General features: G+C 61.5%; 20 protein-coding genes. 15 read left to right on the forward strand and 5 right to left on the reverse strand.

Annotated elements, in window-relative coordinates; translation table 11 throughout:
* Positions 1-8 precede the first annotated feature (8 nt).
* From dacB to guaD, 5 genes are all read left to right on the forward strand, one after another.
* Positions 9-1,472 carry a D-alanyl-D-alanine carboxypeptidase/D-alanyl-D-alanine endopeptidase gene (gene dacB / locus HU737_RS13995; RefSeq protein WP_186556288.1) on the forward strand — a complete coding sequence of 488 codons (1,464 nt, stop codon included), beginning with the start codon at positions 9-11 and terminating at the stop codon, positions 1,470-1,472.
* A gap of 375 nt (positions 1,473-1,847) precedes the next feature.
* Positions 1,848-3,302 (forward strand): xanthine dehydrogenase small subunit, encoded by a 1,455-nt coding sequence (xdhA, locus tag HU737_RS14000; protein WP_186556287.1) that lies wholly within the window; start codon positions 1,848-1,850, stop codon positions 3,300-3,302.
* On the forward strand, positions 3,295-5,694 hold the full coding sequence (gene xdhB, locus HU737_RS14005; protein WP_186556286.1) for a xanthine dehydrogenase molybdopterin binding subunit: 2,400 nt from the start codon (positions 3,295-3,297) through the stop codon (positions 5,692-5,694). The genes xdhA and xdhB overlap by 8 nt, the downstream gene beginning before the upstream one ends.
* 64 nt (positions 5,695-5,758) lie before the next feature.
* On the forward strand, positions 5,759-6,604 hold the full coding sequence (gene xdhC / locus HU737_RS14010; protein ID WP_186556285.1) for a xanthine dehydrogenase accessory protein XdhC: 846 nt from the start codon (positions 5,759-5,761) through the stop codon (positions 6,602-6,604).
* A 10-nt stretch (positions 6,605-6,614) separates the two neighbouring features.
* Positions 6,615-7,919, forward strand: coding sequence for a guanine deaminase (gene guaD / locus HU737_RS14015; protein ID WP_186556284.1), 1,305 nt, complete (start codon positions 6,615-6,617; stop codon positions 7,917-7,919).
* Here the strand turns inward: guaD and aqpZ are convergent.
* The gene (aqpZ, locus tag HU737_RS14020; protein ID WP_186556283.1) at positions 7,916-8,614 is read right to left on the reverse strand and encodes an aquaporin Z; all 699 of its coding nucleotides are present in this window, start codon (positions 8,612-8,614) and stop codon (positions 7,916-7,918) included. The genes guaD and aqpZ overlap by 4 nt on opposite strands.
* A 148-nt stretch (positions 8,615-8,762) precedes the next feature.
* Positions 8,763-9,521: a GntR family transcriptional regulator gene (locus HU737_RS14025; protein WP_186556282.1), complete on the reverse strand. Its 759-nt coding sequence runs from the start codon at positions 9,519-9,521 to the stop codon at positions 8,763-8,765.
* A 354-nt stretch (positions 9,522-9,875) separates the two neighbouring features.
* Here HU737_RS14025 and HU737_RS14030 point away from each other — a divergent pair, with 354 nt between their 5' ends.
* The gene (locus tag HU737_RS14030; RefSeq protein ID WP_186556281.1) at positions 9,876-11,225 is read left to right on the forward strand and encodes an NCS2 family permease; all 1,350 of its coding nucleotides are present in this window, start codon (positions 9,876-9,878) and stop codon (positions 11,223-11,225) included.
* A gap of 949 nt (positions 11,226-12,174) precedes the next feature.
* Here the strand turns inward: HU737_RS14030 and uraH are convergent.
* Positions 12,175-12,528, reverse strand: coding sequence for a hydroxyisourate hydrolase (gene uraH / locus HU737_RS14035; protein ID WP_186556280.1), 354 nt, complete (start codon positions 12,526-12,528; stop codon positions 12,175-12,177).
* A 389-nt stretch (positions 12,529-12,917) separates the two neighbouring features.
* Here uraH and puuE point away from each other — a divergent pair, with 389 nt between their 5' ends.
* The 7 genes from puuE (at position 12,918) to HU737_RS14070 (ending at position 20,050) form a co-directional block, all read left to right on the forward strand.
* A complete protein-coding gene (gene puuE, locus HU737_RS14040; RefSeq protein ID WP_186556279.1) occupies positions 12,918-13,844 on the forward strand; it encodes an allantoinase PuuE in 927 nt (308 codons plus the stop codon).
* A complete protein-coding gene (gene uraD, locus HU737_RS14045) occupies positions 13,844-14,359 on the forward strand; it encodes a 2-oxo-4-hydroxy-4-carboxy-5-ureidoimidazoline decarboxylase (protein WP_186556278.1) in 516 nt (171 codons plus the stop codon). The genes puuE and uraD overlap by 1 nt, the downstream gene beginning before the upstream one ends.
* A gap of 109 nt (positions 14,360-14,468) precedes the next feature.
* Positions 14,469-14,972 carry an ureidoglycolate lyase gene (locus tag HU737_RS14050; protein ID WP_186556277.1) on the forward strand — a complete coding sequence of 168 codons (504 nt, stop codon included), beginning with the start codon at positions 14,469-14,471 and terminating at the stop codon, positions 14,970-14,972.
* A gap of 72 nt (positions 14,973-15,044) precedes the next feature.
* Positions 15,045-16,373 carry a urate hydroxylase PuuD gene (locus HU737_RS14055; protein WP_186556276.1) on the forward strand — a complete coding sequence of 443 codons (1,329 nt, stop codon included), beginning with the start codon at positions 15,045-15,047 and terminating at the stop codon, positions 16,371-16,373.
* Between the two features lie 256 nt (positions 16,374-16,629).
* Positions 16,630-17,985: a nucleobase:cation symporter-2 family protein gene (locus HU737_RS14060; RefSeq protein ID WP_186556275.1), complete on the forward strand. Its 1,356-nt coding sequence runs from the start codon at positions 16,630-16,632 to the stop codon at positions 17,983-17,985.
* Positions 17,986-18,125: 140 nt separating this feature from the next.
* Entirely contained in the window at positions 18,126-18,911 is a 786-nt protein-coding gene (locus HU737_RS14065; protein WP_186556274.1) for an outer membrane protein OmpK, read from the forward strand.
* A 356-nt stretch (positions 18,912-19,267) separates the two neighbouring features.
* A complete protein-coding gene (locus HU737_RS14070; RefSeq protein WP_186556273.1) occupies positions 19,268-20,050 on the forward strand; it encodes an outer membrane protein OmpK in 783 nt (260 codons plus the stop codon).
* A 151-nt stretch (positions 20,051-20,201) separates the two neighbouring features.
* Here the strand turns inward: HU737_RS14070 and HU737_RS14075 are convergent, their stop codons facing one another.
* Positions 20,202-21,116 (reverse strand): DUF808 domain-containing protein, encoded by a 915-nt coding sequence (locus HU737_RS14075; protein WP_186556272.1) that lies wholly within the window; start codon positions 21,114-21,116, stop codon positions 20,202-20,204.
* Positions 21,117-21,246: 130 nt separating this feature from the next.
* On the opposite strand from HU737_RS14075, the gene HU737_RS14080 reads away from it, so the two are divergent.
* Positions 21,247-21,858 (forward strand): TetR/AcrR family transcriptional regulator, encoded by a 612-nt coding sequence (locus HU737_RS14080; RefSeq protein ID WP_186556271.1) that lies wholly within the window; start codon positions 21,247-21,249, stop codon positions 21,856-21,858.
* A 120-nt stretch (positions 21,859-21,978) separates the two neighbouring features.
* Here HU737_RS14080 and HU737_RS14085 read toward each other — a convergent pair whose 3' ends face one another.
* Positions 21,979-22,419 (reverse strand): GlcG/HbpS family heme-binding protein, encoded by a 441-nt coding sequence (locus HU737_RS14085; RefSeq protein ID WP_186556270.1) that lies wholly within the window; start codon positions 22,417-22,419, stop codon positions 21,979-21,981.
* A 258-nt stretch (positions 22,420-22,677) separates the two neighbouring features.
* Here HU737_RS14085 and gcl point away from each other — a divergent pair, with 258 nt between their 5' ends.
* The gene (gcl, locus tag HU737_RS14090; protein WP_186556269.1) at positions 22,678-24,453 is read left to right on the forward strand and encodes a glyoxylate carboligase; all 1,776 of its coding nucleotides are present in this window, start codon (positions 22,678-22,680) and stop codon (positions 24,451-24,453) included.
* Positions 24,454-24,485 lie beyond the last annotated feature (32 nt).

A 24,485-nucleotide genomic window follows, 5' to 3' on the forward strand; every position in this document is an offset into this window, starting at 1 on the left:
CAGTTCTTATGATCAAAGCGCTCCGCCCACTGTTTCTCGCCGGCCTCATGCTGCCCTTGGCCATGCCCAGCCAGGCTGCCGCCGTCAACACCACCCTGCCACCGAAGGTGCAGCAGGCTCTCAAGACCAACAAACTGCAAGATTCGGCCCTGTCGTTGGTGATGCTGCCCCTGGACGGCCCTGGCACAGCAACGGTGTTCAACGCCGATGTGTCGGTCAACCCGGCTTCGACCATGAAGCTGGTGACCACCTACGCAGCCCTCGAGCTGCTCGGCCCAACCTTCCAGTGGAAAACCGAGTTCTATACCGATGGCACCCTGAGCAACGGCGTGCTCAACGGCAACCTGTACCTCAAGGGCGGCGGTGATCCCAAGCTGAACATGGAAAAGCTGTGGCTGCTGATGCGCGATCTGCGTGCCAACGGCGTGCGCACGGTCACGGGTGATCTGGTGCTTGATCGCAGCCACTTCGTCCAGCCCAACCTGCCGCACTTCGACGATGACGGCGGCGACATGAACAAGCCGTTCCTGGTCAAGCCGGACTCGCTGCTGGTCAACCTCAAAGCGTTGCGCTTCGTTGCCCGTAACGATGGCGGCAAAGTACTGGTGGCGGTCGAGCCCCCCATCGCCACGATCCGCATCGACAACCAAGTCAAGGCCGTAGCCTCCAAGCAGTGCACCGGCGAGGTGCGCTACAACCCGCAGGTTCAACCTGATGGGGTCAGTGTCGTGGTCAGCGGCCAGTTAGGTGAAGGCTGCAACTCGCAGACCTACCTGGCCCTGCTCGACCACCCGGCCTACGCCGCCGGGGCCGTACGGGCAATCTGGAACGAGCTTGGTGGCAGCATTCAGGGCCGTGACCGCATCGAGAACGTGCCCAAGAGCGCACGCTTGCTGGCCCGGGCGTTCTCGCCGGACCTGGTGGAAGTGATTCGCGACATCAACAAATACAGCAACAACACCATGGCCCAGCAGCTGTTCCTCAGCCTGGGTGCACAATTCCGGACCGATGCCGACGGCGATGATGCGCGTGCTGCCCAGCGCGTGGTGCGTCAGTGGATGGCGAAAAAGGGCATCACCGCGCCGCACCTGGTGATGGAAAACGGCTCCGGCTTGTCTCGCGCTGAACGCGTTAGCACCCGCGAGATGGCGCAGTTGCTGCAAGCGGCCTGGAAGAGCCCCTACTCTGCCGAGTTCATCAGTTCCATGCCGCTGGTAGGCATGGATGGCACCATGCGCAAGCGGCTCAAGCGTACCGCCTTGACCGGTGAGGGCCACATCAAGACCGGGACGCTCAACACAGTGCGGGCGATCGCCGGGTTTAGCCGGGACAGCAACGGCCATACCTGGGCGGTGGCGGCGATCTTGAATGATCCCAAGCCTTGGGGGGCATCCCAGGTGCTGGATCAGGTGTTGCTCGAGCTTTACCGGCAGCCAAAGTTGAACAACGGTACAGCCGCGTCAGGGCTGTGATCATGGCTGGACTGTAGCCCTCGCCACACATTCGCTGCCAGGCAACGGGAAGCTCTTTGCGATTTGCCTGGCGGTGCATGATCACCAGCTCCGCCCTTAGTGGAGCTGGCCCCAGGCAAACGCGCAACGCCTGCCTGGGAGCAAAGCCTGCAAACTACCAAGCAAGCTGGCTGCAAACGCCAAATACCTGCGCAACTCGTCACTCCACCCCCAATAAATCCGGCGCGATCTATGCTTACGGTAAAGGCAGTGTTCGCGGCCTAGACTCATTACAGATAATTTCTTGACCTTTGAGTCAGAAAATTATTGACCAAGAGGTCAAGGGTTGCTTAGAGTCCGCCCGAACAACAATAAAACCATTGCGAGGCCTTCCCCGTGATCCAGTTTCTCGTCAACCAGGAGCTGCGTAATGAGCACGCCCTGGACCCGAACATGACGGTGCTGCAATACCTGCGTGAGCACCTAGGCAAACCCGGAACCAAGGAAGGCTGCGCCAGTGGCGACTGCGGCGCCTGCACCGTGGTCGTGGGCGAGCTCACCCAGGACGACCAAGGTCACGAGACCCTGCGCTACCGCAGCCTCAACTCGTGCCTGACCTTCGTCTCGTCGTTGCACGGCAAGCAACTGATCAGCGTCGAGGGCCTCAAGCATCAAGGCGAGCTGCACAGCGTGCAGCGGGCAATGGCTGACTGCCATGGTTCGCAATGCGGCTTCTGCACCCCGGGCTTTGTCATGTCGCTGTTCGCCCTGCAGAAAAACAGCCAAGGCCATGACCTGCAGCAAGCCCAAGAAGCGCTCGCCGGCAACTTGTGCCGCTGCACCGGCTACCGGCCGATTCTCGCCGCTGCCGAGCAGAGCTGCGCCATGCCCTGCCGCGATCAGTTCGATGCCCAGCAGGCGCAAACCATCGCTCGCCTTAAAGCCATCGCCCCGAGCGAAACCGGCGAACTCAACAGCGGCGACAAACGCTGCCTGGTACCGCTTACCGTGGCCGACCTGGCCGACCTGTACAGCTCGCACCCAGAAGCTCGCCTGCTCGCAGGCGGCACCGACCTGGCCCTGGAAGTCACCCAGTTCCACCGCACCTTGCCGGTGATGATCTACGTCGGTGGCGTGGCCGAACTCAAGCGCATCGACAAGAGCGCCACGCACCTGGAAATCGGTGCAGCCACCCCTCTGACCGACTGCTATGGCGCGCTGAGCGAAGAATACCCGGACTTCGGCGCCCTGCTGCACCGCTTCGCCTCCCTGCAGATCCGCAACCAGGGCACCCTGGGTGGCAACATCGGCAACGCCTCGCCGATTGGCGACTCACCGCCCCTGCTGATCGCCCTGGATGCCCAGGTGGTACTGCGCCAGGGTCAACGTCAGCGCACCCTGGCCCTGGAAGACTACTTCATCGACTACCGCATCACCGCCCGCCAGGACAGCGAGTTCATCGAGAAGATCATCGTGCCGCGCGCCAGCAATGACTGGACCTTCCGCGCCTACAAGGTTTCCAAACGTCTGGACGACGATATCTCGGCGGTGTGCGCAGCGTTCAACCTGAGCATCGAGAATGGCGTGGTCAGCGGCGTGCGCATCGCCTTCGGCGGCATGGCGGCGATCCCCAAACGCGCCCGCGCCTGTGAAGCGGCGCTGCGCGGCAAGCCTTGGAACCAGGCCACCCTGGAGCGCGCCTGCCAGGCGCTGGCTGAAGACTTCAGCCCGCTCACGGACTTCCGTGCGAGCAAAGAGTACCGCCTGCTCACCGCGCAGAACCTGCTGCGCAAGTACTTCATCGAACTGCAATCGCCGCACATCGAAACCCGGGTGACCGCCTATGTCTAACCATCACGCCGTCAAGAGCCAGGCCGAGATGGCCGAACTGTTCCGCCAGGACCTGAGCACCGGGGTCGGCCGCAGCGTCAAGCACGACAGCGCCGACAAACATGTGTCCGGCGAGGCGATCTACATCGATGACCGCCTGGAATTCCCCAACCAGTTGCACGTCTATGCGCGCACCTCGGACCGCGCCCACGCGCGCATCCTGCGCATCGACACCACGCCCTGCTACGCCTTCGAAGGTGTGCGCATCGTCATCACCCACGAAGACATTCCGGGCCTGAAGGACATCGGCCCGGTCGTAGCCGGCGACCCACTGCTGGCGATCGACAAGGTCGAGTTCTTCGGCCAGCCCGTGCTCGCCGTCGCTGCCCGCGACCTGGAAACCGCACGCCAGGCGGCGATGGCGGCAATCGTCGAGTACCAGGACCTGGAGCCGGTGCTCGATGTGGTCCAAGCGCTGCGTAAAAAGCACTTCGTGCTCGACAGCCACACCCACCAGCGCGGTGACTCGGCAGCAGCACTGGCCAGCGCCCCGCACCGCTTGCAGGGCACGCTGCACATCGGCGGCCAGGAGCACTTCTACCTGGAGACGCAGATCTCCTCGGTGATGCCCACCGAAGATGGCGGCATGATCGTCTACTGCTCCACGCAGAACCCCACCGAAGTGCAGAAGCTGGTCGCCGAAGTACTCGACGTACCGATGAACAAGATCGTCCTCGACATGCGCCGCATGGGTGGTGGTTTCGGCGGCAAGGAAACCCAAGCGGCCAGCCCCGCCTGCCTGTGCGCGGTGATCGCACGCCTGACCGGACAGCCGACCAAGATGCGCCTGCCCCGGGTCGAAGACATGACCATGACTGGCAAGCGTCACCCGTTCTACGTCGAATATGACGTGGGCTTCGATGATGACGGCCGCCTGCATGGCATCCAGTTCGACCTGGCCGGCAACTGTGGCTACTCACCTGACCTGTCTGGCTCGATCGTCGACCGCGCCATGTTCCACTCCGACAACGCCTATTACCTGGGCGATGCCACCGTGCATGGCCATCGCTGCAAGACCAACACCGCCTCCAATACCGCCTACCGCGGCTTTGGCGGCCCGCAAGGGATGGTCGCCATCGAGCAGGTGATGGACCACATCGCCCGTCAGCTGGGCCGTGACCCGCTGGCGGTGCGCAAGGCCAACTACTACGGCAAGACCGAGCGCAACGTCACCCACTACTACCAGACCGTCGAGCACAACATGCTCGAGGAGATGACCGCAGAGCTCGAGGCCAGCAGCGATTACGCCGAGCGCCGCGAGTCGATCCGCCGTTTCAACGAGCACAGCCCAATCCTGAAAAAGGGCCTGGCGCTAACACCGGTGAAGTTCGGTATTTCCTTTACCGCCACCTTCCTCAACCAGGCCGGTGCGCTGATCCACATCTATACCGACGGCAGCATTCACCTCAATCACGGCGGCACCGAGATGGGCCAGGGTTTGAACACCAAGGTCGCGCAGGTGGTGGCGCAGGTATTCCAGGTCGATTTCGATCGCATCCAGATCACCGCAACCAACACCGACAAGGTGCCCAACACCTCGCCAACCGCCGCCTCCAGTGGCGCCGACCTGAACGGCAAGGCCGCTCAGAACGCCGCCGAAATCCTCAAGGCACGGTTGACTGAGTTTGCTGCACGGCACTGGAAGGTCACCGAGGAAGACGTCGAGTTTCGCAATGGCCATGTGCGCATTCGCGAAGAGATCGTCAGTTTCGAGCAGTTGGTGCAGCAGGCGTACTTTGCCCAGGTATCGCTGTCGAGCACCGGCTTCTACCGCACCCCGAAGATCTACTACGACCGCACTCAGGCGCGTGGTCGGCCGTTCTACTACTTCGCCTTTGGGGCGGCCTGCGTCGAAGTGATCGTCGATACGTTGACCGGCGAGTACAAGATGCTGCGTGCCGACATCCTGCACGACGTCGGTGACTCGCTGAACCCGGCCATCGACATCGGCCAGGTGGAAGGCGGCTTTATCCAGGGTATGGGCTGGTTGACCACCGAAGAGCTGGTGTGGAACGCCAAAGGCAAGCTGATGACCAACGGCCCGGCCAGCTACAAGATTCCCGCCGTCGCCGACATGCCGTTGGACCTGCGGGTGAAACTGGTGGAAAACCGCAAGAACCCGGAGGACACCGTGTTCCATTCCAAGGCCGTTGGCGAACCGCCGTTCATGCTCGGCATCGCTGCCTGGTGCGCGATCAAGGATGCGGTGGCGAGCATTGCCGGCTACCAGGTGCAGCCGAACATCGACGCCCCGGCAACCCCCGAGCGGGTACTGTGGGGCTGCGAGCAGATGCGCCAGGCGCTGGCCGCCGCGCAACCTGCAGAAGTTGAAGTGGAAACCGTAACGCATTAACGCCGCGGCTCTCTGTTGGAGCGGGCATATCCGCTCCAACAGGGATCGAGAGAGGATCTGCATCATGCACCAATGGATCAACGCCCTCGCCGACCTGCAAGCCCGCGGCGAAGCCTGCGTCCTGGTGACCATCATCGAGGAGCGCGGCTCGACCCCGCGCAATGCCGGCTCGAAGATGGTCGTCAGCGCCAGCCAGATGTTCGACACCATCGGCGGCGGCCACCTGGAATACAAAGCCCTACACATCGCCCGGCAGATGCTCGAGGAACAACGCAGCACCCCACACCTGGAGCGCTTCAGCCTCGGGGCCAGCCTCGGCCAATGCTGCGGCGGCGCCACTGTGCTGCTGTTCGAACCAATGGCCGCAGTACAGGCACAGATCGCCGTGTTCGGCGCGGGCCATGTCGGTCGCGCTCTGGTACCCTTGCTCGCCGCCCTACCCTGCCGAGTGCGCTGGATCGATTCGCGCGTGCAGGAATTCCCCGATCTGATCCCAGCCGGGGTGAGCAAGATCATCAGCGAGGAGCCGGTCGACGAAGTCGCCGAACTGCCAGCAGGCAGTTACTGCATCGTCATGACCCACAACCACCAGCTCGACCTGGAGCTGACTGCGGCCATCCTCAAGCGCAACGATTTCACCTGGTTCGGCCTGATCGGCTCGAAGACCAAGCGCGTCAAGTTCGAGCACCGCCTGCGTGAACGCGGTTACGACGACGCCCTGCTGGCAAGGATGCGTTGCCCGATGGGCCTGGCCGAGGTCAAGGGCAAGCTGCCAATCGAGATCGCCGTGTCCATCGCCGCGGAAATCATTGCCACCTACAACGCCTGCTTTGGCCAGCACGACGCTGGCGTGAACGCCGGCCCCATTGCCCAACTGCTGCCGCCCTCTCGGCGCAGCCAAGCCATTTGACGAGCGTGATATGACTGCAACCCGTAAAGCCTACCGATCGGCCATCCTGCACAGCATCGCTGACCCAGCCGAGGTCGGCCTGGAGGCCTCCCATGCCTATTACGAAGACGGCCTGCTGGTAGTCGACGACGGCCGCATCAGTGCCTTGGGGCATGCCAGCGAGCTGCTGCCGACGCTGGATGCCGACATCGAAGTGGTGCACTACCAGGATGCCCTGATCACCCCAGGCTTCATCGATACCCATATCCACTTCCCGCAGACCGGCATGATCGGCTCCTATGGCGAGCAACTGCTGGACTGGTTGAACACCTACACCTTCCCGTGCGAAAAGCAGTTCGCCGACAAGGCCCATGCCGACAACGTCGCGAAAATCTTCCTCCAGGAACTGCTGCGCAATGGCACCACCACCGCCCTGGTGTTCGGCAGCGTGCACCCCGAGTCGGTCAACGCCCTGTTCGAAGAAGCCCAACGCCTGGACCTGCGCCTGATCGCCGGCAAGGTGATGATGGACCGCAACGCACCGGACTACCTCACCGACACCGCCGAATCTTCCTACAGCGAAAGCAAGGCACTGATCGAGCGCTGGCACGGCAAGGGCCGCCTGCACTACGCAGTTACTCCTCGCTTCGCCCCGACCAGCACCCCAGAGCAACTGGCCCTGGCCGGACAACTGCTCAAGGAGCATCCGGGCGTGTATATGCACACCCACCTGTCGGAGAACCTCAAGGAAATCGACTGGGTCAAGGCGCTGTTCCCTGAACGCACAGGCTACCTGGACGTCTACGACCACTTCGAGCTGCTCGGCGAGCGCTCGGTGTTCGCCCACGGCGTGCACCTGTGCGATGAAGAATGCCAGCGCCTGGCCGAGACCGGTTCGGCGATCGCCTTCTGCCCGACCTCCAACCTGTTCCTGGGCAGCGGCCTGTTCAACCTGCCGCAAGCGGAGAAGTTCAAGGTCAACGTCGGCCTGGGCACCGACGTGGGGGCCGGTACCAGCTTCTCACTGCTCAATACCCTCAACGAGGCGTACAAAGTCATGCAGTTGCAGGGCGCTCGCCTGCACCCGTACAAGTCGCTGTACCTGGCCACTCTCGGCGGCGCCCGCGCGCTGCGCCTGGACGACCGCATCGGCAGCTTGAAGCCTGGCAACGACGCCGACTTCGTGGTGCTCGACTACAAAGCCACGCCGCTGCTGGACTACCGCATTCAGCAGTCCAACAGCATCGAGGAGACTCTGTTCGTCCTCACCACCCTGGGCGACGACCGTACCGTGCGTGAAACCTTCGCGGCCGGGCGCTGCGTGCACCAGCGCTAAGGTTCGCGCGCCAGCCCTCGATACAGCGCGCCGCCGATCACAGCCCCGATCAGCGGCGCCACCCAGAACAGCCACAACTGCTGCAACGCCCAGCCTCCCACGAACAACGCCGGCCCGGTGCTACGCGCCGGGTTCACCGAAGTGTTGGTGACCGGGATGGAGATCAAGTGGATAAGGGTCAGGGCCAGGCCAATGGCAATTGGCGCAAAGCCCGCCGGCGCACGAGCATCGGTGGCGCCCATGATGATCACCAGGAACATCGCCGTCATCACCACTTCACTGGTGAACCCCGCCAGCAGCGAATAGCCGCCGGGGGAGTGCTCGGCATAGCCGTTCGAAGCAAGCCCCGACGACAACTCGAAGCCGGCCTTGCCACTGGCAATGAAGTAAATCACCGCAGCGGCCAGGATTGCCCCGACCACCTGGGCGACGACGTAGGGCAACAGCTCTTTGGCAGGAAACCGGCCACCGACCACCAGCCCTAGCGAAACCGCAGGGTTGAGATGACAACCAGAGATATGGCCGATGGCGAAGGCCATGGTCAGGACGGTGAGACCGAACGCGAACGCGACACCCAGAACGCCGATGCCGATGGGAGAGCTGGCCGCCAGCACCGCGCTGCCGCATCCCCCCAGGACCAACCAGAATGTGCCGACCAGCTCGGCACCCATGCGCACACCCAGGGACGTAGTCATGGACCTTTCCTCAAGTAGTTGGACGCAACGGTTGCGCAAGCCCAACTGCTTGATGAAGGTTTGCAGGAGTGAAATCTAGCAGAGCTTTGGCTAATGGCCAGTAACTACTGGGGCCGCTGTACGGCCCCATTATCATCCAGGCAAACGATCAACCTTTGGCAGAAGCCTTGGGCTTTTTCTGCAGCAAGTGCGAGAACACTGCATGCAGGTCGTCCGAGGCGCTCTCCTCGTCCAGGTTCAGCTTGCTGTCGATGTGGTCCATGTGATGCATCATCAGGCTCACCGCCTGCTGCGCATCGCGCGCTTCGATGGCGTCGATCAGTTGCATGTGCTCATCGTACGAGCAATGCGAGCGGTTGCCGCTTTCGTACTGGGCGATGATCAGCGAGGTCTGCGATACCAGGCTGCGCTGGAAACTCACCAGCGGTGCATTACCGGCAGCCTCAGCCAGCTTGAGGTGGAATTCACCGGACAGGCGAATACCCGCGCCACGGTCGCCACGCGAGAAGCTGTCGCGCTCTTCGCGAACCATCTGGCGCAGTTCGTTGAGTTGCTCGAGCGTTGCATGCTGCACCGCCAGCTCAGTGATCGCACGCTCGACCATACGCCGGGAGAAGAACACCTGGCGGGCTTCTTCAACCGTTGGGCTGGCGACAACCGCACCACGATTGGGCCGCAGCAGCACCACGCTTTCATGGGCCAGACGCGACAGAGCGCGACGGATGATGGTGCGGCTAACACCGAAGATCTCGCCCAGCGCTTCCTCGCTCAACTTGGTGCCCGGCGCCAGCCGCTGCTCGAGGATCGCCTCGAAAATATGCGCGTAGACGATGTCATCCTGGGTACCACTGCGGCCGGCCTTGCCATTGCGCACAGGTTTCTTGAGAGGTTGCAGCTGTTCGTTCATGGGCACTCGAGCACGGGAATCCGCCAGTCGGACCTTGACTGTAATACCTGTCAGAGGGTGGATGGCAAGCCCTGGTTGGAAAATAAAGGATAAAGGTATGGGCCTATTGTACACAGGCTGACCCGTTTCTGCAGGTGGCCTTTCGGCATATAGCCATCAGACGTCAGATTGTTCGTACAAAAGATAAAACATTATTTGCATTCTTTGTACACAAAAGGATAATCCAGCGAGCAACTTCTTGACCCTGAAGTCAACAAACGGTCGGATGTCTGCCAATCCCCCTCGCGGAGTCACCAAGTGCATAGCGCAGGTCACTGGCTCCGAACAACAAGAAAGACTTGAGGAGTACTCGCTGTGGAAAGCCGCAAATCCGAAGCCCCTACGCTGGATCTCGCCCCACCGCTCGAAACGAGTTGGCTGGAGCGGATTTTCAAACTCAAGCGACACGGCACCACGGTCAAGACCGAAATGATCGCCGGGGTGACCACCTTCATCACCATGGCCTACATCATCTTCGTCAACCCCAACATCATGGCTGACGCCGGCATCGACCACGGGGCAGCGTTCGTCGCCACGTGCATCGCCGCCGCCCTTGGTTGCCTGCTGATGGGGCTGTACGCCAACTGGCCGGTTGGCCTGGCACCGGGCATGGGCCTGAATGCCTTCTTCACCTATACCGTGGTCGGAACCATGGGGTACACCTGGGAGGCCGCGCTGGGTGCGGTGTTCGTCTCTGGGGTGCTGTTCATGTTCCTGACCTTGTCACGGGTGCGTGAGTGGCTGCTCAACAGCATCCCAGTGAGCTTGCGTCATGCGATGGGTGCCGGCGTCGGATTGTTTCTCGGACTGATCGGCTTGAAGACTGCAGGCATCGTTGTCGATAGCCCTGCCACCCTGATCAAGTTGGGCTCGCTGCATGAGCCGGGGCCACTGCTGGCGGCGGTGTGCTTCCTGATGATTGCCGTGCTCAGCTACCACCGGGTGTTCGGCGCGATCCTGATCGCCATCATCACCGTTACCTTGGCAGGCTGGGGTCTGGGCCTGGTGCAGTATGGCGGGGTGTTCTCGCTGCCGCCGAGCCTGGCGCCGACCTGGATGGCCATGGATGTGGCGGGTGTGTTCAACGTCAGCATGATCAGCGTGGTCCTGGCGTTCTTGTTCGTGCATATGTTCGACACGGCGGGGACCTTGATGGGCGTTGCCCAGCGGGCCAACCTGGTAGCGGCGGATGGCAAGATCGAGAACCTGTCGCGGGCGCTGAAGGCAGACAGTGCGTCGAGCGTCTTTGGTGCTGCGGTGGGCGTGCCACCGGTGACCAGCTATGTGGAGAGTGCTGCGGGCGTGGCAGCGGGTGGGCGCACCGGGCTGACCGCCGTGGTGGTCGGGCTGCTGTTTGTCGCGGCGATGTTCTTTGCCCCGCTGGCGGGGATGATTCCTGCTTATGCCACCGCGGGGGCGCTGATCTATGTGGCGATGCTGATGATGGGAAGCATGGCGCACATTCACTGGGATGAGGCGACTGACAGCATTCCGGCGATTGTCACGGTGATCATGATGCCGTTGACGTTTTCGGTGGCCGATGGGATTGCCTTGGGGTTCATCAGCTATGTGGTGCTCAAGGCGGGGACTGGGAAGTACAAGGAGATCTCGGCTAGCCTTTGGGTGCTTTGTGCGATCTTTATTGCCAAGTTTGTGTTTCTTTGAGGTGGGCTTGGGCTTCTAGAGATTTGAGCTTATCCATTTGAGGGGACGGCGCTACTGGCCCCTTCCGCCCTTACGGCGGCCTACTTTGGTCTTGGCCAAAGTAGGCAAAGCCGCTCGCTCCTGCATACGGCCCCTGCGCTGCGCTCCGGGGTCCCTTCGCGCCGGCGCCTTCCAGGCCCGCGCGGCCTACGATTTGCTGCGCAAATCTACATCTCGCGCCTTCGGCCGCGCCGAAGGGTGCTATCGCACCTGGCCCTCCAGACACCTCTGCTCAGCCTCCTGAAGTCGCGAATCTGCGGCGCCTGAACCTGCGCGCACGAAGATCAAGAGCAGCGAATCGCTGCGCTCTCGCAGAAGCCAAGGCCAAGGTTTGAATTTTTCTTTTGTGTTGTTTGTTCTGGCCTCTTCGCGGGGCAAGCCCGCTCCCACGATACCGCGCCGCTTTTGGTTGGCGGTGACTCGTGGGAGCGGGCTTGCCCCGCGATGGCGTCCAACTATCCACCACACCTGGCACTATCGCCAGATAACGCCAGCCCAGTCGCCGCCACTAACTTCGCGACTTCAGGAGGCCGAGCGTAGGTGTCTGGAGGGCCAGGTGCGCAGCACCCTTCGGCGTAGCCGAAGGCGCGAGATGTAGATTTGCGTAGCAAATCGTAGGCCGCGCGGGCCTGGAAGACACCGAAGCGAGGGGACCCGAAGCGCAGCGTAGGGCCGGATGGTGGAGCGCAGCCTTTTTTGGTTACTTTTGGCTGGGCCGGCACACGGGGCGTTTGCCAAAAAGTGACCCGCCGTAAGGGCGGAAGGGTGCCTAAATGTCGCCATCGCGAATGGATATGTACACAAAACCACAAACAACACAAAACCACAAAACCACAAAACCATCAGACGAAAAAAAGCCCGCCAGTGTGAGAGCGGGCCAAAGACCTACGAAGATTCTTCTAGCGACCAACTAGCTTCCACGATAGGTCGAGTAGCTATAGGGCGAGATCAGCAGCGGCACATGGTAGTGCTCCTGCTTTTCATCAATCCCAAACCGCAGCACCACAACATCCAGGAACGCCGCTTCTGGCAAAGCCACGCCCCGAGCCCGATAGTAGTCCCCAGCACTGAACTGCAACTGGTACACCCCAGTGCGGTAGTCATCACCCTGCAGCAACGGCGCATCGACCCGGCCATCGCTATTGGTCAGCGCAGTATTCACCAACTCCAGCTGCTGGCCTTCGACACGGTACAACTCGACCTTGATCGAGCTGCCCGGGCAGCCATGCGCAGCATCCAGTACGTGAGTAGTCAAACGTCCCATGTGCTTGTCGCCTCTTGTTCAAATCGTGGGCAGAAAATACCCAGCAGGCACCACGAAAGCGCCTACCGTGTGTGGGAATGGCGCCATTAAGACACTTTCTCTAAAAATTGTACACAATTTTTTCGACCCTTGCGTAACACCCCGGTAACCTCCCCCAAGAATAGGCCACCAGTCGCCAAATATAGGCGCCATGCACACGCCAAGGTCATTAGCTGACCAAACAGGCAGGTTTCTTGCAATACATTCTCAGGCGACAAAAGGGAAGAAATGCGGAAAAACAGGCTTACAAATGATTTCAGAAGTTGTATACAATCAGCCCATCCGGTGAGTGCGACAACCCGACGCGGGTCCACCCACCCCCGCACACACGTACAAGAAGGAAGACTGCAGTGAGCGCTGACTACCCTCGCGACCTGATCGGTTACGGCAACAACCCACCTCACCCGCAATGGCCGGGTAACGCCCGCATTGCCTTGTCTTTCGTCCTCAATTACGAAGAAGGTGGCGAGCGCAACATCCTGCACGGTGATAAAGAGTCCGAAGCCTTCCTCTCAGAGATGGTCGCGGCGCAACCGCTGCAAGGCCAACGCAACATGAGCATGGAGTCGCTCTACGAGTACGGCAGCCGCGCCGGCGTATGGCGCCTGCTCAAACTGTTCAAGGACACCGGCGTACCGCTGACCATCTTCGCCGTGGCCATGGCCGCCCAGCGCCACCCCGACGTGATTCGCGCCATGGCCCAAGCCGGCCATGAAATCTGCAGCCACGGCTACCGCTGGATCGACTACCAGAACATGGACGAGGCGCAGGAGCGCGAGCACATGCTCGAAGCCATCCGCATCCTCACCGAACTCACCGGCGAACGCCCACTGGGCTGGTACACCGGCCGCACCGGGCCGAACACCCGCCGCCTGGTGATGGAGGAAGGCGGCTTCCTCTATGACAGCGACACCTACGATGACGACCTGCCCTACTGGGAGCCGAACAACCCGACCGACAAGCCGCACCTGGTGATCCCCTACACCCTGGACACCAATGACATGCGCTTCACCCAGGTGCAGGGCTTCAACTGCGGCGAGCAGTTCTTCCAGTACCTCAAGGACGCCTTCGACGTGCTCTACGAAGAAGGTGCCGAGGCGCCGAAAATGCTCTCGATCGGCCTGCACTGCCGCCTGGTCGGCCGCCCGGCTCGCCTGGCTGCACTGAAGCGCTTCGTCGAATACGCCAAGAGCCATGAGCAGGTCTGGTTCGCCCGTCGCGTGGATATCGCCCGCCACTGGCACACCACCCACCCGTACAAGAAAGAGAACGCCTGATGACCGCCTTCAAGACCCTCACGCCATCGACCCTGAGCCGCGACGCCTTCGTCAGTGCCTTCGCCGACATCTACGAGCACTCGCCGTGGGTCGCCGAGAAGGCCTATGACCTCGGCCAACGGGTCGAGCTGGACGAGATCGAGGCGCTGCACCAGCGCATGAGCGATATCCTCCTGAGCGCCAACCACAGCGACCAGCTGGCCCTGATCAACGCTCACCCGGACCTCGCTGGCAAGGCCGCGATCCAGGGCGAGCTGACCGAGTCGAGCACCAACGAGCAGGCCGGCGCCGGTATCCACCAGTGCACCGCCGAAGAGTTCGCTCGCTTCACCGAACTCAACGATGCCTACAAGGCCAAGTTCCAATTCCCGTTCATCATGGCGGTCAAGGGCAGCAACCGGCACCAGATTCTCGCCGCCTTCGAAAAACGCATCCATAACGATGCTGATACCGAATTCAAGGAAGCCCTGGCGCAGATCAACCTGATCGCGCTGTTCCGCCTGCTGCAATTGTAAGGACACACCGTCAAGGCCTGGCCCGAGTGCACCACGTGAGCGCACCCAGGGCCTGACCCAAGGCAGTTGTCCAACCCTACATAGAACATAGAAAAAAGAGATAACAAGCATGCGCACACTAGTGATCGAGCCCCTGACCAAAGAAGCCTTTGCCCCGTTCGGTGACGTGATCGAAACCGATGGCAGCGACCACTTCATGATCAACAACGGCTCGACCATGCGCTTCCACAAGCTCGCCACGGTCGAAACCGCCGAGCCCGAGGACAAAGCGATCATCAGCATCTTCCGCGCCGACGCCCTGGAAATGCCCTTGACCGTACGCATGCTCGAACGCCATCCGCTGGGCAGCCAGGCTTTCATTCCGCTGCTCGGCAACCCCTTTCTGATCGTGGTCGCGCCAGTTGGCGATGCACCTGTATCAGGTTTGGTCCGCGCTTTCCGCAGCAACGGCAGGCAGGGCATTAATTACCATCGCGGCGTTTGGCACCACCCGGTGCTGACGATCGAAAAGCGGGATGACTTCCTGGTGGTTGATCGCAGTGGTTCCGGCAACAACTGCGACGAGCATTATTTCACCGAGGAACAGATGCTGATCCTCAATCCCCACCAATAAGAAAAGGTCGGTCATCCAAGCACTGGGCGACATGCTCAGTGCCTGAACCGTGACCGGCAAGAGGTACATACTGTGGAAGCACACCTTCACGAATGGCTGAACCTGAGCATTCGCTGGGTTCACATGATCACCGGCGTGGCCTGGATCGGTGCATCGTTCTACTTCGTCTGGCTCGAGAACCACCTGAATCGAAGCAACCCGCGCGATGGGTTGTCAGGTGATCTCTGGGCCATCCATGGTGGTGGTATCTACCACCTGGAGAAGTACAAGCTGGCCCCGCCGAAAATGCCTGAGAACCTGCACTGGTTCAAATGGGAAGCCTATTTCACCTGGATGTCCGGTATCGCCCTGCTGTGCGTGGTGTTCTACTGGAACCCGACCCTGTACCTGCTGGCACCAGGCAGCACCCTCAGCGGTGCCGAAGGCGTGGCGATCGGTATCGGCTCGCTGGTCGCCGGCTGGTTCATCTACGACTTCCTCTGCGACTCGCCACTGGGCAAGCGCCCCGCCCTGCTCGGCGGTGTGCTGTTCGTGCTGATCATCGCCGCCTGCTGGGGCTTCAGCCTGGTATTCAGCGGTCGCGGCGCGTACCTGCACACCGGCGCGATCATCGGCACCATCATGGTCGGTAACGTGTTCCGCATCATCATGCCGGCCCAGCGCCAGTTGGTGGCGGCAATCGAGAACAACCAGACCCCTGATCCGGTACTGCCGGCCAAGGGCCTGCTGCGCTCGCGTCATAACAACTACTTCACCCTGCCGGTGCTGTTCATCATGATCAGCAACCACTTCCCGAGCACCTATGGCAGCCAGTACAACTGGCTGATCCTGGCCGGGATCGCCGTGGCTGCGGTATTGATCCGTCACTACTTCAACACCCGCCACGACAGCAACAAGTTCGCCTGGACCCTGCCTGTCGGCGCCCTGGCGATGATCTGCCTGGCCTATGTGACCGGTCCCAAGCCGCTGCCCACCGCACCTGAGCAGGCTGCCGCGCAGGTCGAGTACCAGCCGCTGCCAGCGACCGCTGTAGGGGGCAAGACCGCTGCCGAACTGCGCGCCGAAGAAGCTGCCAAAGCCGCCCAAGCGCCTGCCGCAGCGGCCGAGGCTCCAGCTCAGGCCAGCACCCAGGCCGCCGGTGGCGCTTTCGACAAGATCCACACGGTCATCCAGGAACGCTGCACCGTGTGCCACTCGTCCAAGCCAACCAGCCCGCTGTTCAGCGCCGCCCCTGGCGGTGTGATGTTCGACACCCCGCAGCAGATCCAGGCCCAGGCCGCGCGCATCCAAGCGCAAGCGGTCGCCAGCCAGATCATGCCGCTGGGCAACATCACCCAGATGACCGTCGAGGAGCGCAAGTTGGTCGGTGACTGGATTGCCAAAGGCGCCCCAGTCAACTGATCGAGACAGCGGCAACGACGCGTCAACCTGTAGGAGCGGGCTTGCCCGCGAATGCGATAGAGCGTGCACTATCGCCATCGCGGGCAACACCGCTCCTACAGACGCAGTGGCTTTGCCGCTTACGCTATACGCAGTACGCAACAAGCAAGCATCGAGCGTCAGGCCTCAACCGGGAACCCCTAGCTTTCTAACCAGAGCTTGCCGATTGAGACCCAGCGCTTGGATCCGAGAATAAGAACAAAACTCGAGGTGCTGCATGTCCGAGTCACCCAAGGCGTACATCCCCGTTGCGCCGCCACGACAGCCCCTGCCCCTGTTTCAGCTGATCCTGGTAGGTTTGCAACATGTTCTGCTGATGTACGGAGGCGCGATCGCCGTGCCGCTGATCATCGGCCAGGCCGCTGGCCTGTCGCGCGAAGAAGTCGCGTTCCTGATCAACGCCGACCTGCTGGTCGCAGGCGTTGCCACCATCATCCAATCGTTCGGTATCGGTCCTGTCGGCATTCGCATGCCGGTCATGATGGGCGCCAGTTTTGCTGCGGTCGGCAGCATGGTGGCCATGGCCGGCATGCCCGGCGTCGGCCTGCAGGGGATCTTCGGCGCGACCATCGCCGCCGGTTTCTTCGGCATGCTGATCGCACCGTTCATGTCCAAGGTGGTGCGCTTCTTCCCGCCACTGGTCACCGGCACCGTGATTACCTCGATTGGCCTGTCGCTGTTCCCGGTGGCAGTCAACTGGGCCGGTGGCGGGCATGAGGCCGAGACCTTCGGCTCGCCGATCTACCTGATGGTGGCGGGCCTGGTGCTGGCCGTGATCCTGTTGATCAACCGCTTCATGCGCGGCTTCTGGGTCAACGTTTCGGTGCTGGTCGGCATGGGCCTGGGCTACATCCTGGCCGGTTCGATCGGCATGGTCGACCTGTCGGGCCTGGCCCAGGCGCCATGGCTGCAAGTGGTCACGCCGCTGCACTTCGGCATGCCGACGTTCAGCCTGGCGCCGATCCTGTCGATGTGCCTGGTAGTGGTGATCATCTTTGTCGAGTCCACCGGGATGTTCCTGGCCCTGGGCAAAGTGACCGATCGCGAAGTGACCCCGGGCATGCTCCGCCGCGGTCTGTTGTGCGACGCCGGCGCCTCGTTCGTCGCTGGCTTCTTCAACACCTTCACCCACTCCTCGTTCGCCCAGAACATCGGCCTGGTGCAGATGACCGGCGTGCGCTGCCGCTACGTCACGGTGGTCGCGGGTGCGCTGCTGATCGGCCTGAGCCTGCTGCCCAAGGCGGCCTACCTGATCGCCTCGATCCCGCCTGCGGTCCTTGGCGGCGCGTCCATTGCCATGTTCGGCATGGTCACCGCCACCGGGATCAAGATCTTGCAGGAGGCGGACATCTCCGACCGCCGCAACCAGCTGCTGGTCGCGGTCAGCGTGGGCTTTGGCCTGATCCCGGTGGTCAAGCCCGAGTTCTTCGCGCAAATGCCACAGTGGATGGAACCGATCACCCACAGCGGTATCGCCATGGCCACGCTCAGTGCCCTGGTGCTGAACGTGCTGTTCAACATCCTCGGTGGCGCTGATCGGGCGGCGCATAACGACGCCTGTCACCAGCACTGAGTGCGCGGGGTGGCGCGGTCGGCCACCCCGTTTTTCAACCTCGTCGTACCGCAACACCGTCGGCCCGCCGGAATGGGCCGCCCGGGGCGCGTTTGCGCCAAAAAAACCCCAACAAAAACAATAAGTCCGGGAATCACAACATGAAGCGCATCACCTCGTCCCTGTTGCTGGGCAGCAGCCTGCTGGCCACCCTCCCCACGCATGCAGGCGAATGGCTGCAATGGCACGGCGAAAGCCTGACCTACTTGTACGGCAAAGACTTCAAGGTCAACCCCGACATCCAGCAGACCATTACCTTCGAGCACGCCAACAAATGGAAGTACGGCGACACCTTCCTGTTCGTCGACAAGATCTTCTACAACGGCAAGGCCGACCCAAGCAAAGGCGTGACCACCTACTACGGTGAGTTCAGCCCGCGCCTGTCGCTGGGCAAGATCACCGGCAAGAGCTTCGCCTTCGGCCCGGTCAAGGACGTGCTCCTGGCCATGACCTACGAGCGCGGCGAAGGCGACAACGAGGCCTACCTGATCGGCCCCGGGTTCGACCTGGGGATTCCCGGCTTCAACTACTTCACCCTGAACTTCTACCTGCGCAACACCGAAGGCAGCCGCCCCGGTGACAACGTTTGGCAGATTACCCCGGCCTGGTCCTACACCATCCCAGTGGGACGCTCCGACATCCTTATCGATGGCTACATCGACTGGGTAGTGGACAACGACCAGACCCGCCGCGGCACCTATCACGCCAACCTGCAGTTCAACCCACAGGTCAAATATGACCTGGGCAAGGCTCTGAACATGGGCGCCAAGCAGCTGTATGTGGGCTTTGAATACAGCTACTGGAAAGACAAATACGGCATCGACAGCCGCGGCAATGTCGACAGCAATCAAAGCGTCGCCAGCGCCCTGGTGAAGGTGCACTTCTAAGAATCTGACCAAACGCCCAAGTTTGGTGAGTAGTGCTCCAGGACGGAGCACTTGAGGACCGGCGCGCAAGTGAGTAATCTGCGCGCCCCCTCGCTCAGGGCAGAATGATTTCTGCCTGCGTTTACTGACCGCTCAGTCAATGAATTCGGGCGGTTGGCCAACGTTTTGCCAGCCTCAAGTTACCCATTTCATCCGTTCAGAAAGACGTCGAGCAGGATGGTTGTGACCAACCCGGAAAGTTGGCGCAGCTCTTGCCAAATAGCTGTGGCCACTCGAAAAAAGCTGACTCAAAAGACAAGAACAGCGCCGCCACCGAGCGCTGACAACAGATCCGACTCAAGGGAGCGACACACGCAATGCGTACCATCAATAGCCTGATCCTCGCTGGCGGCCTGCTGGCCTCTGGCGCCAGCGTCGCCGGTGACCTGCTGCAGTGGCAGAACAACAGCCTGACCTACCTCTGGGGCAAGAACTTCAAGGTCAACCCAGAGACCCAGCAGACCTTCACCTTCGAGCACGCCGATGGTTGGAAGTACGGCGACAACTTCATCTTTGTCGACAAGATCTTCTACCAGGGCAAGAAAGACGCCAGCAATGGCCCCAACACCTACTACGGCGAGATCAGCCCGCGCCTGTCGTTCGGCAAGATCTTCGATCAGAAGATCGCCTTCGGCCCGGTCAAAGACGTGCTGTTGGCGATGACCTACGAGTTCGGCGAGGGTGATACCGAGGCGTACCTGATCGGTCCTGGTTTTGACCTGGATATCCCAGGCTTCGATTACTTCCAGCTGAACTTCTACCAGCGCACCACCGATGGCAGCCGCCCCGGTGACAACGTCTGGCAGATCACCCCAGTGTGGTCGTACACCATCCCGGTCGGCTCGTCCGACATCCTCATCGATGGCTTCATGGATTGGGTGGTGGATAACGACGAGAACCGTCGCGGCACCTATCAGGCCAACCTGCACTTCAACCCACAGATCAAGTATGACCTGGGCAAGGCGCTGCACTTTGGCGAGAAGCAGCTGTACGTCGGTATCGAATACGACTACTGGAAGAACAAGTACGGGATCAAGGATTCCGATGCGTTCACCACCGACCAGAACACCGCGAGCCTGTTGGTCAAGGTGCACTTCTGATCTGAGTGTTCGGGGCCGCTCTGCGGCCCTTCGCGGGCAAGCCCGCTCCTACAGGTATAACGCTGCTGAACCTGTGGGAGCGGGCTTGCCCCGCGATAGCGATTTCATTGACGACGCAATCGCAGGGCAAGCTCGCTCCCCACGATTGACATCAGCTAGCAGGACGTACCACCCGCCAAACCTTACCCAGCACGCTGACCACCACCAGCACCACGACCCCGGCAACCACCCCGGCAAGCCCATTGAGCAACGCCCCGGTCAGTGCCCCGCCGCGCCCTTCGCTGAAGGCTTCGATGGCATGATGCAACGGCGCAATGCCATGCACCAGAATCCCGCCGCCGACCAAAAACATCGCCGCAGTACCGATCACCGACAGACTCTTCATCATGTACGGCGCGGTGCGCAGAATTGCGTTCCCCACCGCCTGCGCCGCACCCGAGGCTTTTTGGGTCAGCCACAGGCCAAGGTCATCGAGCTTGACGATGCCGGCCACCAGGCCATACACACCAATGGTCATGACGATGGCGATACCCGACAGCACGATGATCTGCTGCGCCAGCGGGGCGTCGGCCACCGTACCCAGGGTAATGGCGATGATCTCCGCCGAGAGGATGAAGTCGGTGCGCACCGCGCCCTTGATCTTGTCCTTCTCATAGGCCACCAGATCGACATTCGGATCTGCCACCGCTTCGGCGCGGGCGCCGTGCTCGGCGGCATCCTCGGCCTTGCTGTGGAGAAACTTGTGCGCCAGCTTCTCGAAGCCCTCGAAGCACAGATAAGCCCCGCCCAGCATCAGCAACGGGATCACCGCCCAAGGAATGAAGGCACTGATCAACAGCGCCGCCGGGACCAGGATCAGCTTGTTCAGGAACGAACCCTTGGCCACCGCCCAGACCACCGGGATTTCCCGTTCGGCACGCACGCCAGTGACTTGCTGGGCGTTCAGTGCCAAATCGTCACCGAGCACGCCAGCGGTCTTTTTCGCCGCGACCTTGGTCATCAGCGAGACATCGTCGAGCACCGTGGCGATGTCGTCGATCAGTACCAGTAGACTGCTTCCTGCCATGTTTGCCGGTTTCCCATTGAGTGAATCGTCGAATTCTAGCCCAAACACCCTGCCTTGAGCGCCCGTCAAGGCCGGTGCTACCATGGCCGATCCCTCTTAGAGGCGACCATTGCGAGGAAGATCCCTGACCATGAGCACCATTCGCGAGCGCAACAAGGAACTGATCCTGCGCGCGGCCAGCGAGGAATTCGCCGACAAGGGCTTCGCCGCCACCAAGACCAGCGACATCGCGGCCAAGGCAGGCCTGCCCAAGCCGAACGTGTATTACTACTTCAAATCCAAGGACAACCTCTACCGCGAGGTCCTGGAAAGCATCATCGCGCCGATCATGCAGGCCTCGACGCCGTTCAATGCCGATGGTGACCCCAAGCAAGTGTTGAGTTCCTACATCCGCTCGAAGATCCGCATCTCGCGCGACCTGCCACATGCCTCCAAAGTGTTCGCCAGCGAGATCATGCACGGCGCGCCGCACCTGTCGCCCAGCCAGGTCGAGCAGCTCAACGAACAGGCCAGGCACAACATCGAGTGCATCCAGCGCTGGATCGATCGCAAGCAGATCGCCCCCGTCGATGCTCATCACCTGATGTTCAGCATCTGGGCGGCGACCCAGACCTATGCGGATTTCGATTGGCAGATTTCGGCAGTCACCGGCAAGGCCAAGTTGGCTGACAGTGATTATGAAGCGGCGGCGGAGACTATCATTCGCCTGGTGCTGAAGGGATGTGAACCCGAGGCGGCCTGAGAGCCGCAATCGCGGGGCAAGCCCGCTCCCACGTGGACTACCTGCACTGTCCCTAGGTGGCATGCAGTCTTCGTGGGAGCGGGCTTGCCCCGCGATAGGGGTGCAACTGACAACTATCGCTTAAGCCGCAACGCCCGCATCGGCAGTCAACCCCGCCTCCTCGATCGCACTGATCGCGCACTGCTCATCGATATCCGAAGTATCCCCGCTGATCCCCACCGCTCCCAGCACTTTGCCGTCCTGATCACGAATCAGCACACCGCCCGGCGCCGGCACCACCGGCCGCTCACCCAGCCCGTTCAAGGCAGCGAAAAACGCCGGCCGCTGCTGCGCATCCAGCGCCAGCAGACGCGAGCCCTTGCCCAGCGCAATCGCGCCCCAGGCTTTACCGGTGGCCACCTGCGGCCGCAACAGGCTGGCGCCATCTTCACGCTGCAGCGCCAGCAGATGCCCACCGGCATCGAGCACCGCCACGGTCAGTGGCGCGGCGTTGATCTTGCGGCCAGCGGCCAGCGCGGCGTTCACCACGCTGACAGCGACTTTCAGAGTCAATGTAGTCATTGCAAAGGTCCTCTTCTTGTTGTGAGAAGCCCTGAGGGCAGTTGAAATTCGATTGGACAAATAGAACACAACGGCAACTGTTTTTGTATACAATATTTTTAGACGATCGTGCACGATCAGACGAAACGCCGTTTTCATAGGCATCCCGACGAAAGCCACCCGTCCCGATGAAAATGGATTGACCTAAGCCGCCGAGCGTGAATACACTCTGGCGCAGAGCAAGTTGTATACAATTACAAAATCGATGAGGCACAACCCATGAGCAAAATGAGAGCAATCGATGCAGCCGTTCTGGTCATGCGCCGTGAAGGTGTAGATACCGCGTTCGGCATCCCAGGGGCTGCCATCAACCCGCTGTACTCGGCCCTGAAAAAAGTCGGTGGCATCGATCATGTCCTCGCTCGTCACGTCGAAGGTGCCTCGCACATGGCCGAGGGCTACACCCGTGCCAACCCAGGCAATATCGGCGTGTGCATCGGCACCTCCGGCCCTGCCGGCACCGACATGGTCACCGGCCTGTACAGTGCATCCGCCGACTCCATCCCGATCCTCTGCATCACCGGCCAAGCGCCGCGCGCACGCCTGCACAAGGAAGACTTCCAGGCAGTCGACATCACCAACATCGTCAAGCCAGTGACCAAGTGGGCCACCACTGTTCTGGAGCCAGGCCAAGTGCCTTACGCCTTCCAGAAGGCCTTCTTCGAAATGCGCAGCGGCCGCCCGGGCCCGGTGCTGATCGACCTGCCGTTCGACGTGCAGATGGCTGAGATCGAGTTCGATATCGACGCCTACGAGCCACTGCCAGTCAACAAGCCATCGGCCAGCCGCGTGCAAGCCGAGAAGGCCCTGGCCCTGCTCAATGACGCCGAGCGCCCCCTGCTGGTTGCCGGTGGTGGCATCATCAACGCCGATGCCAGCGACAAGCTGGTCGAGTTCGCCGAGCTGACCGGCGTACCGGTCATCCCGACCCTGATGGGCTGGGGCACCATCCCTGACGACCACCCGCAAATGGTCGGCATGGTCGGTCTGCAAACCTCGCACCGCTACGGCAACGCCACCCTGCTCAAATCCGACCTGGTGTTCGGTATCGGCAACCGTTGGGCCAACCGCCACACCGGTTCCGTCGACGTCTACACCGAAGGCCGCAAGTTCGTTCACGTCGATATCGAACCGACCCAGATCGGCCGTGTGTTCACCCCGGACCTGGGCATCGTGTCTGACGCCGGCAAGGCGCTGGATGTGTTCCTCGAAGTGGCGCGCGAGTGGAAAGCCGCTGGCAAGCTCAAGGACCGTGGCGCTTGGCTGGAAGACTGCCAACAGCGCAAGTCGAGCCTGCAGCGCAAGACTCACTTCGACAACGTGCCGGTCAAGCCGCAGCGCGTCTACGAAGAAATGAACCAAGTGTTCGGCAAGGACACCTGCTACGTCAGCACCATCGGCCTGTCGCAGATCGCTGGCGCGCAATTCCTCCACGTCTACAAGCCACGCCACTGGATCAACTGCGGCCAGGCCGGCCCGCTGGGCTGGACCATTCCAGCAGCACTGGGCGTGGTCAAGGCCGACCCGCAACGCAAGGTCGTTGCCCTCTCGGGTGACTACGACTTCCAGTTCATGATCGAAGAACTGGCAGTCGGCGCGCAGTTCAACCTGCCGTACGTCCACGTGCTGGTGAACAACGCCTACCTTGGCCTGATCCGCCAGGCGCAGCGTGGCTTCGACATGGATTACTGTGTACAACTGGCGTTCGAGAACATCAACTCGACCGAAGCCGGCAGCTACGGTGTCGATCACGTTGCCGTGGTCGAAGGCCTGGGTTGCAAGGCCCTGCGCGTATTCGAGCCAGGCGAGATCGCCCCTGCCCTGCTCAAGGCGCAGAAAATGGCCGAAGAATTCCGCGTGCCGGTCGTGGTTGAAGTGATCCTCGAGCGTGTGACCAACATTTCCATGGGCACCGAGATCAACGCGGTCAACGAGTTCGAAGACCTCGCCCTGGTTGGCAACGACGCGCCAACTGCGATCTCGATGCTCGACTGATTGCCTGACGCCCCCGCGCCGGTTGTGCCGGG

It is taken from the genome of Pseudomonas urmiensis, assembly GCF_014268815.2.
Lineage (GTDB): Bacteria > Pseudomonadota > Gammaproteobacteria > Pseudomonadales > Pseudomonadaceae > Aquipseudomonas > Aquipseudomonas urmiensis.

Excerpts from the sequence above, each read along its gene's own strand:
- dacB (WP_186556288.1), top strand. The coding sequence starts at position 9 with ATGATCAAAGCGCTCCGCCCACTGTTTCTCGCCGGCCTCATGCTGCCC.
- xdhB (WP_186556286.1), top strand. The coding sequence starts at position 3,295 with ATGTCTAACCATCACGCCGTCAAGAGCCAGGCCGAGATGGCCGAACTG.
- xdhC (WP_186556285.1), top strand. The coding sequence starts at position 5,759 with ATGCACCAATGGATCAACGCCCTCGCCGACCTGCAAGCCCGCGGCGAA.
- guaD (WP_186556284.1), top strand. The coding sequence starts at position 6,615 with ATGACTGCAACCCGTAAAGCCTACCGATCGGCCATCCTGCACAGCATC.
- aqpZ (WP_186556283.1), bottom strand. The coding sequence starts at position 8,614 with ATGACTACGTCCCTGGGTGTGCGCATGGGTGCCGAGCTGGTCGGCACA.
- HU737_RS14025 (WP_186556282.1), bottom strand. The coding sequence starts at position 9,521 with ATGAACGAACAGCTGCAACCTCTCAAGAAACCTGTGCGCAATGGCAAG.
- uraH (WP_186556280.1), bottom strand. The coding sequence starts at position 12,528 with ATGGGACGTTTGACTACTCACGTACTGGATGCTGCGCATGGCTGCCCG.
- uraD (WP_186556278.1), top strand. The coding sequence starts at position 13,844 with ATGACCGCCTTCAAGACCCTCACGCCATCGACCCTGAGCCGCGACGCC.
- HU737_RS14050 (WP_186556277.1), top strand. The coding sequence starts at position 14,469 with ATGCGCACACTAGTGATCGAGCCCCTGACCAAAGAAGCCTTTGCCCCG.
- HU737_RS14060 (WP_186556275.1), top strand. The coding sequence starts at position 16,630 with ATGTCCGAGTCACCCAAGGCGTACATCCCCGTTGCGCCGCCACGACAG.
- HU737_RS14065 (WP_186556274.1), top strand. The coding sequence starts at position 18,126 with ATGAAGCGCATCACCTCGTCCCTGTTGCTGGGCAGCAGCCTGCTGGCC.
- HU737_RS14070 (WP_186556273.1), top strand. The coding sequence starts at position 19,268 with ATGCGTACCATCAATAGCCTGATCCTCGCTGGCGGCCTGCTGGCCTCT.
- HU737_RS14075 (WP_186556272.1), bottom strand. The coding sequence starts at position 21,116 with ATGGCAGGAAGCAGTCTACTGGTACTGATCGACGACATCGCCACGGTG.
- HU737_RS14080 (WP_186556271.1), top strand. The coding sequence starts at position 21,247 with ATGAGCACCATTCGCGAGCGCAACAAGGAACTGATCCTGCGCGCGGCC.
- HU737_RS14085 (WP_186556270.1), bottom strand. The coding sequence starts at position 22,419 with ATGACTACATTGACTCTGAAAGTCGCTGTCAGCGTGGTGAACGCCGCG.
- gcl (WP_186556269.1), top strand. The coding sequence starts at position 22,678 with ATGAGCAAAATGAGAGCAATCGATGCAGCCGTTCTGGTCATGCGCCGT.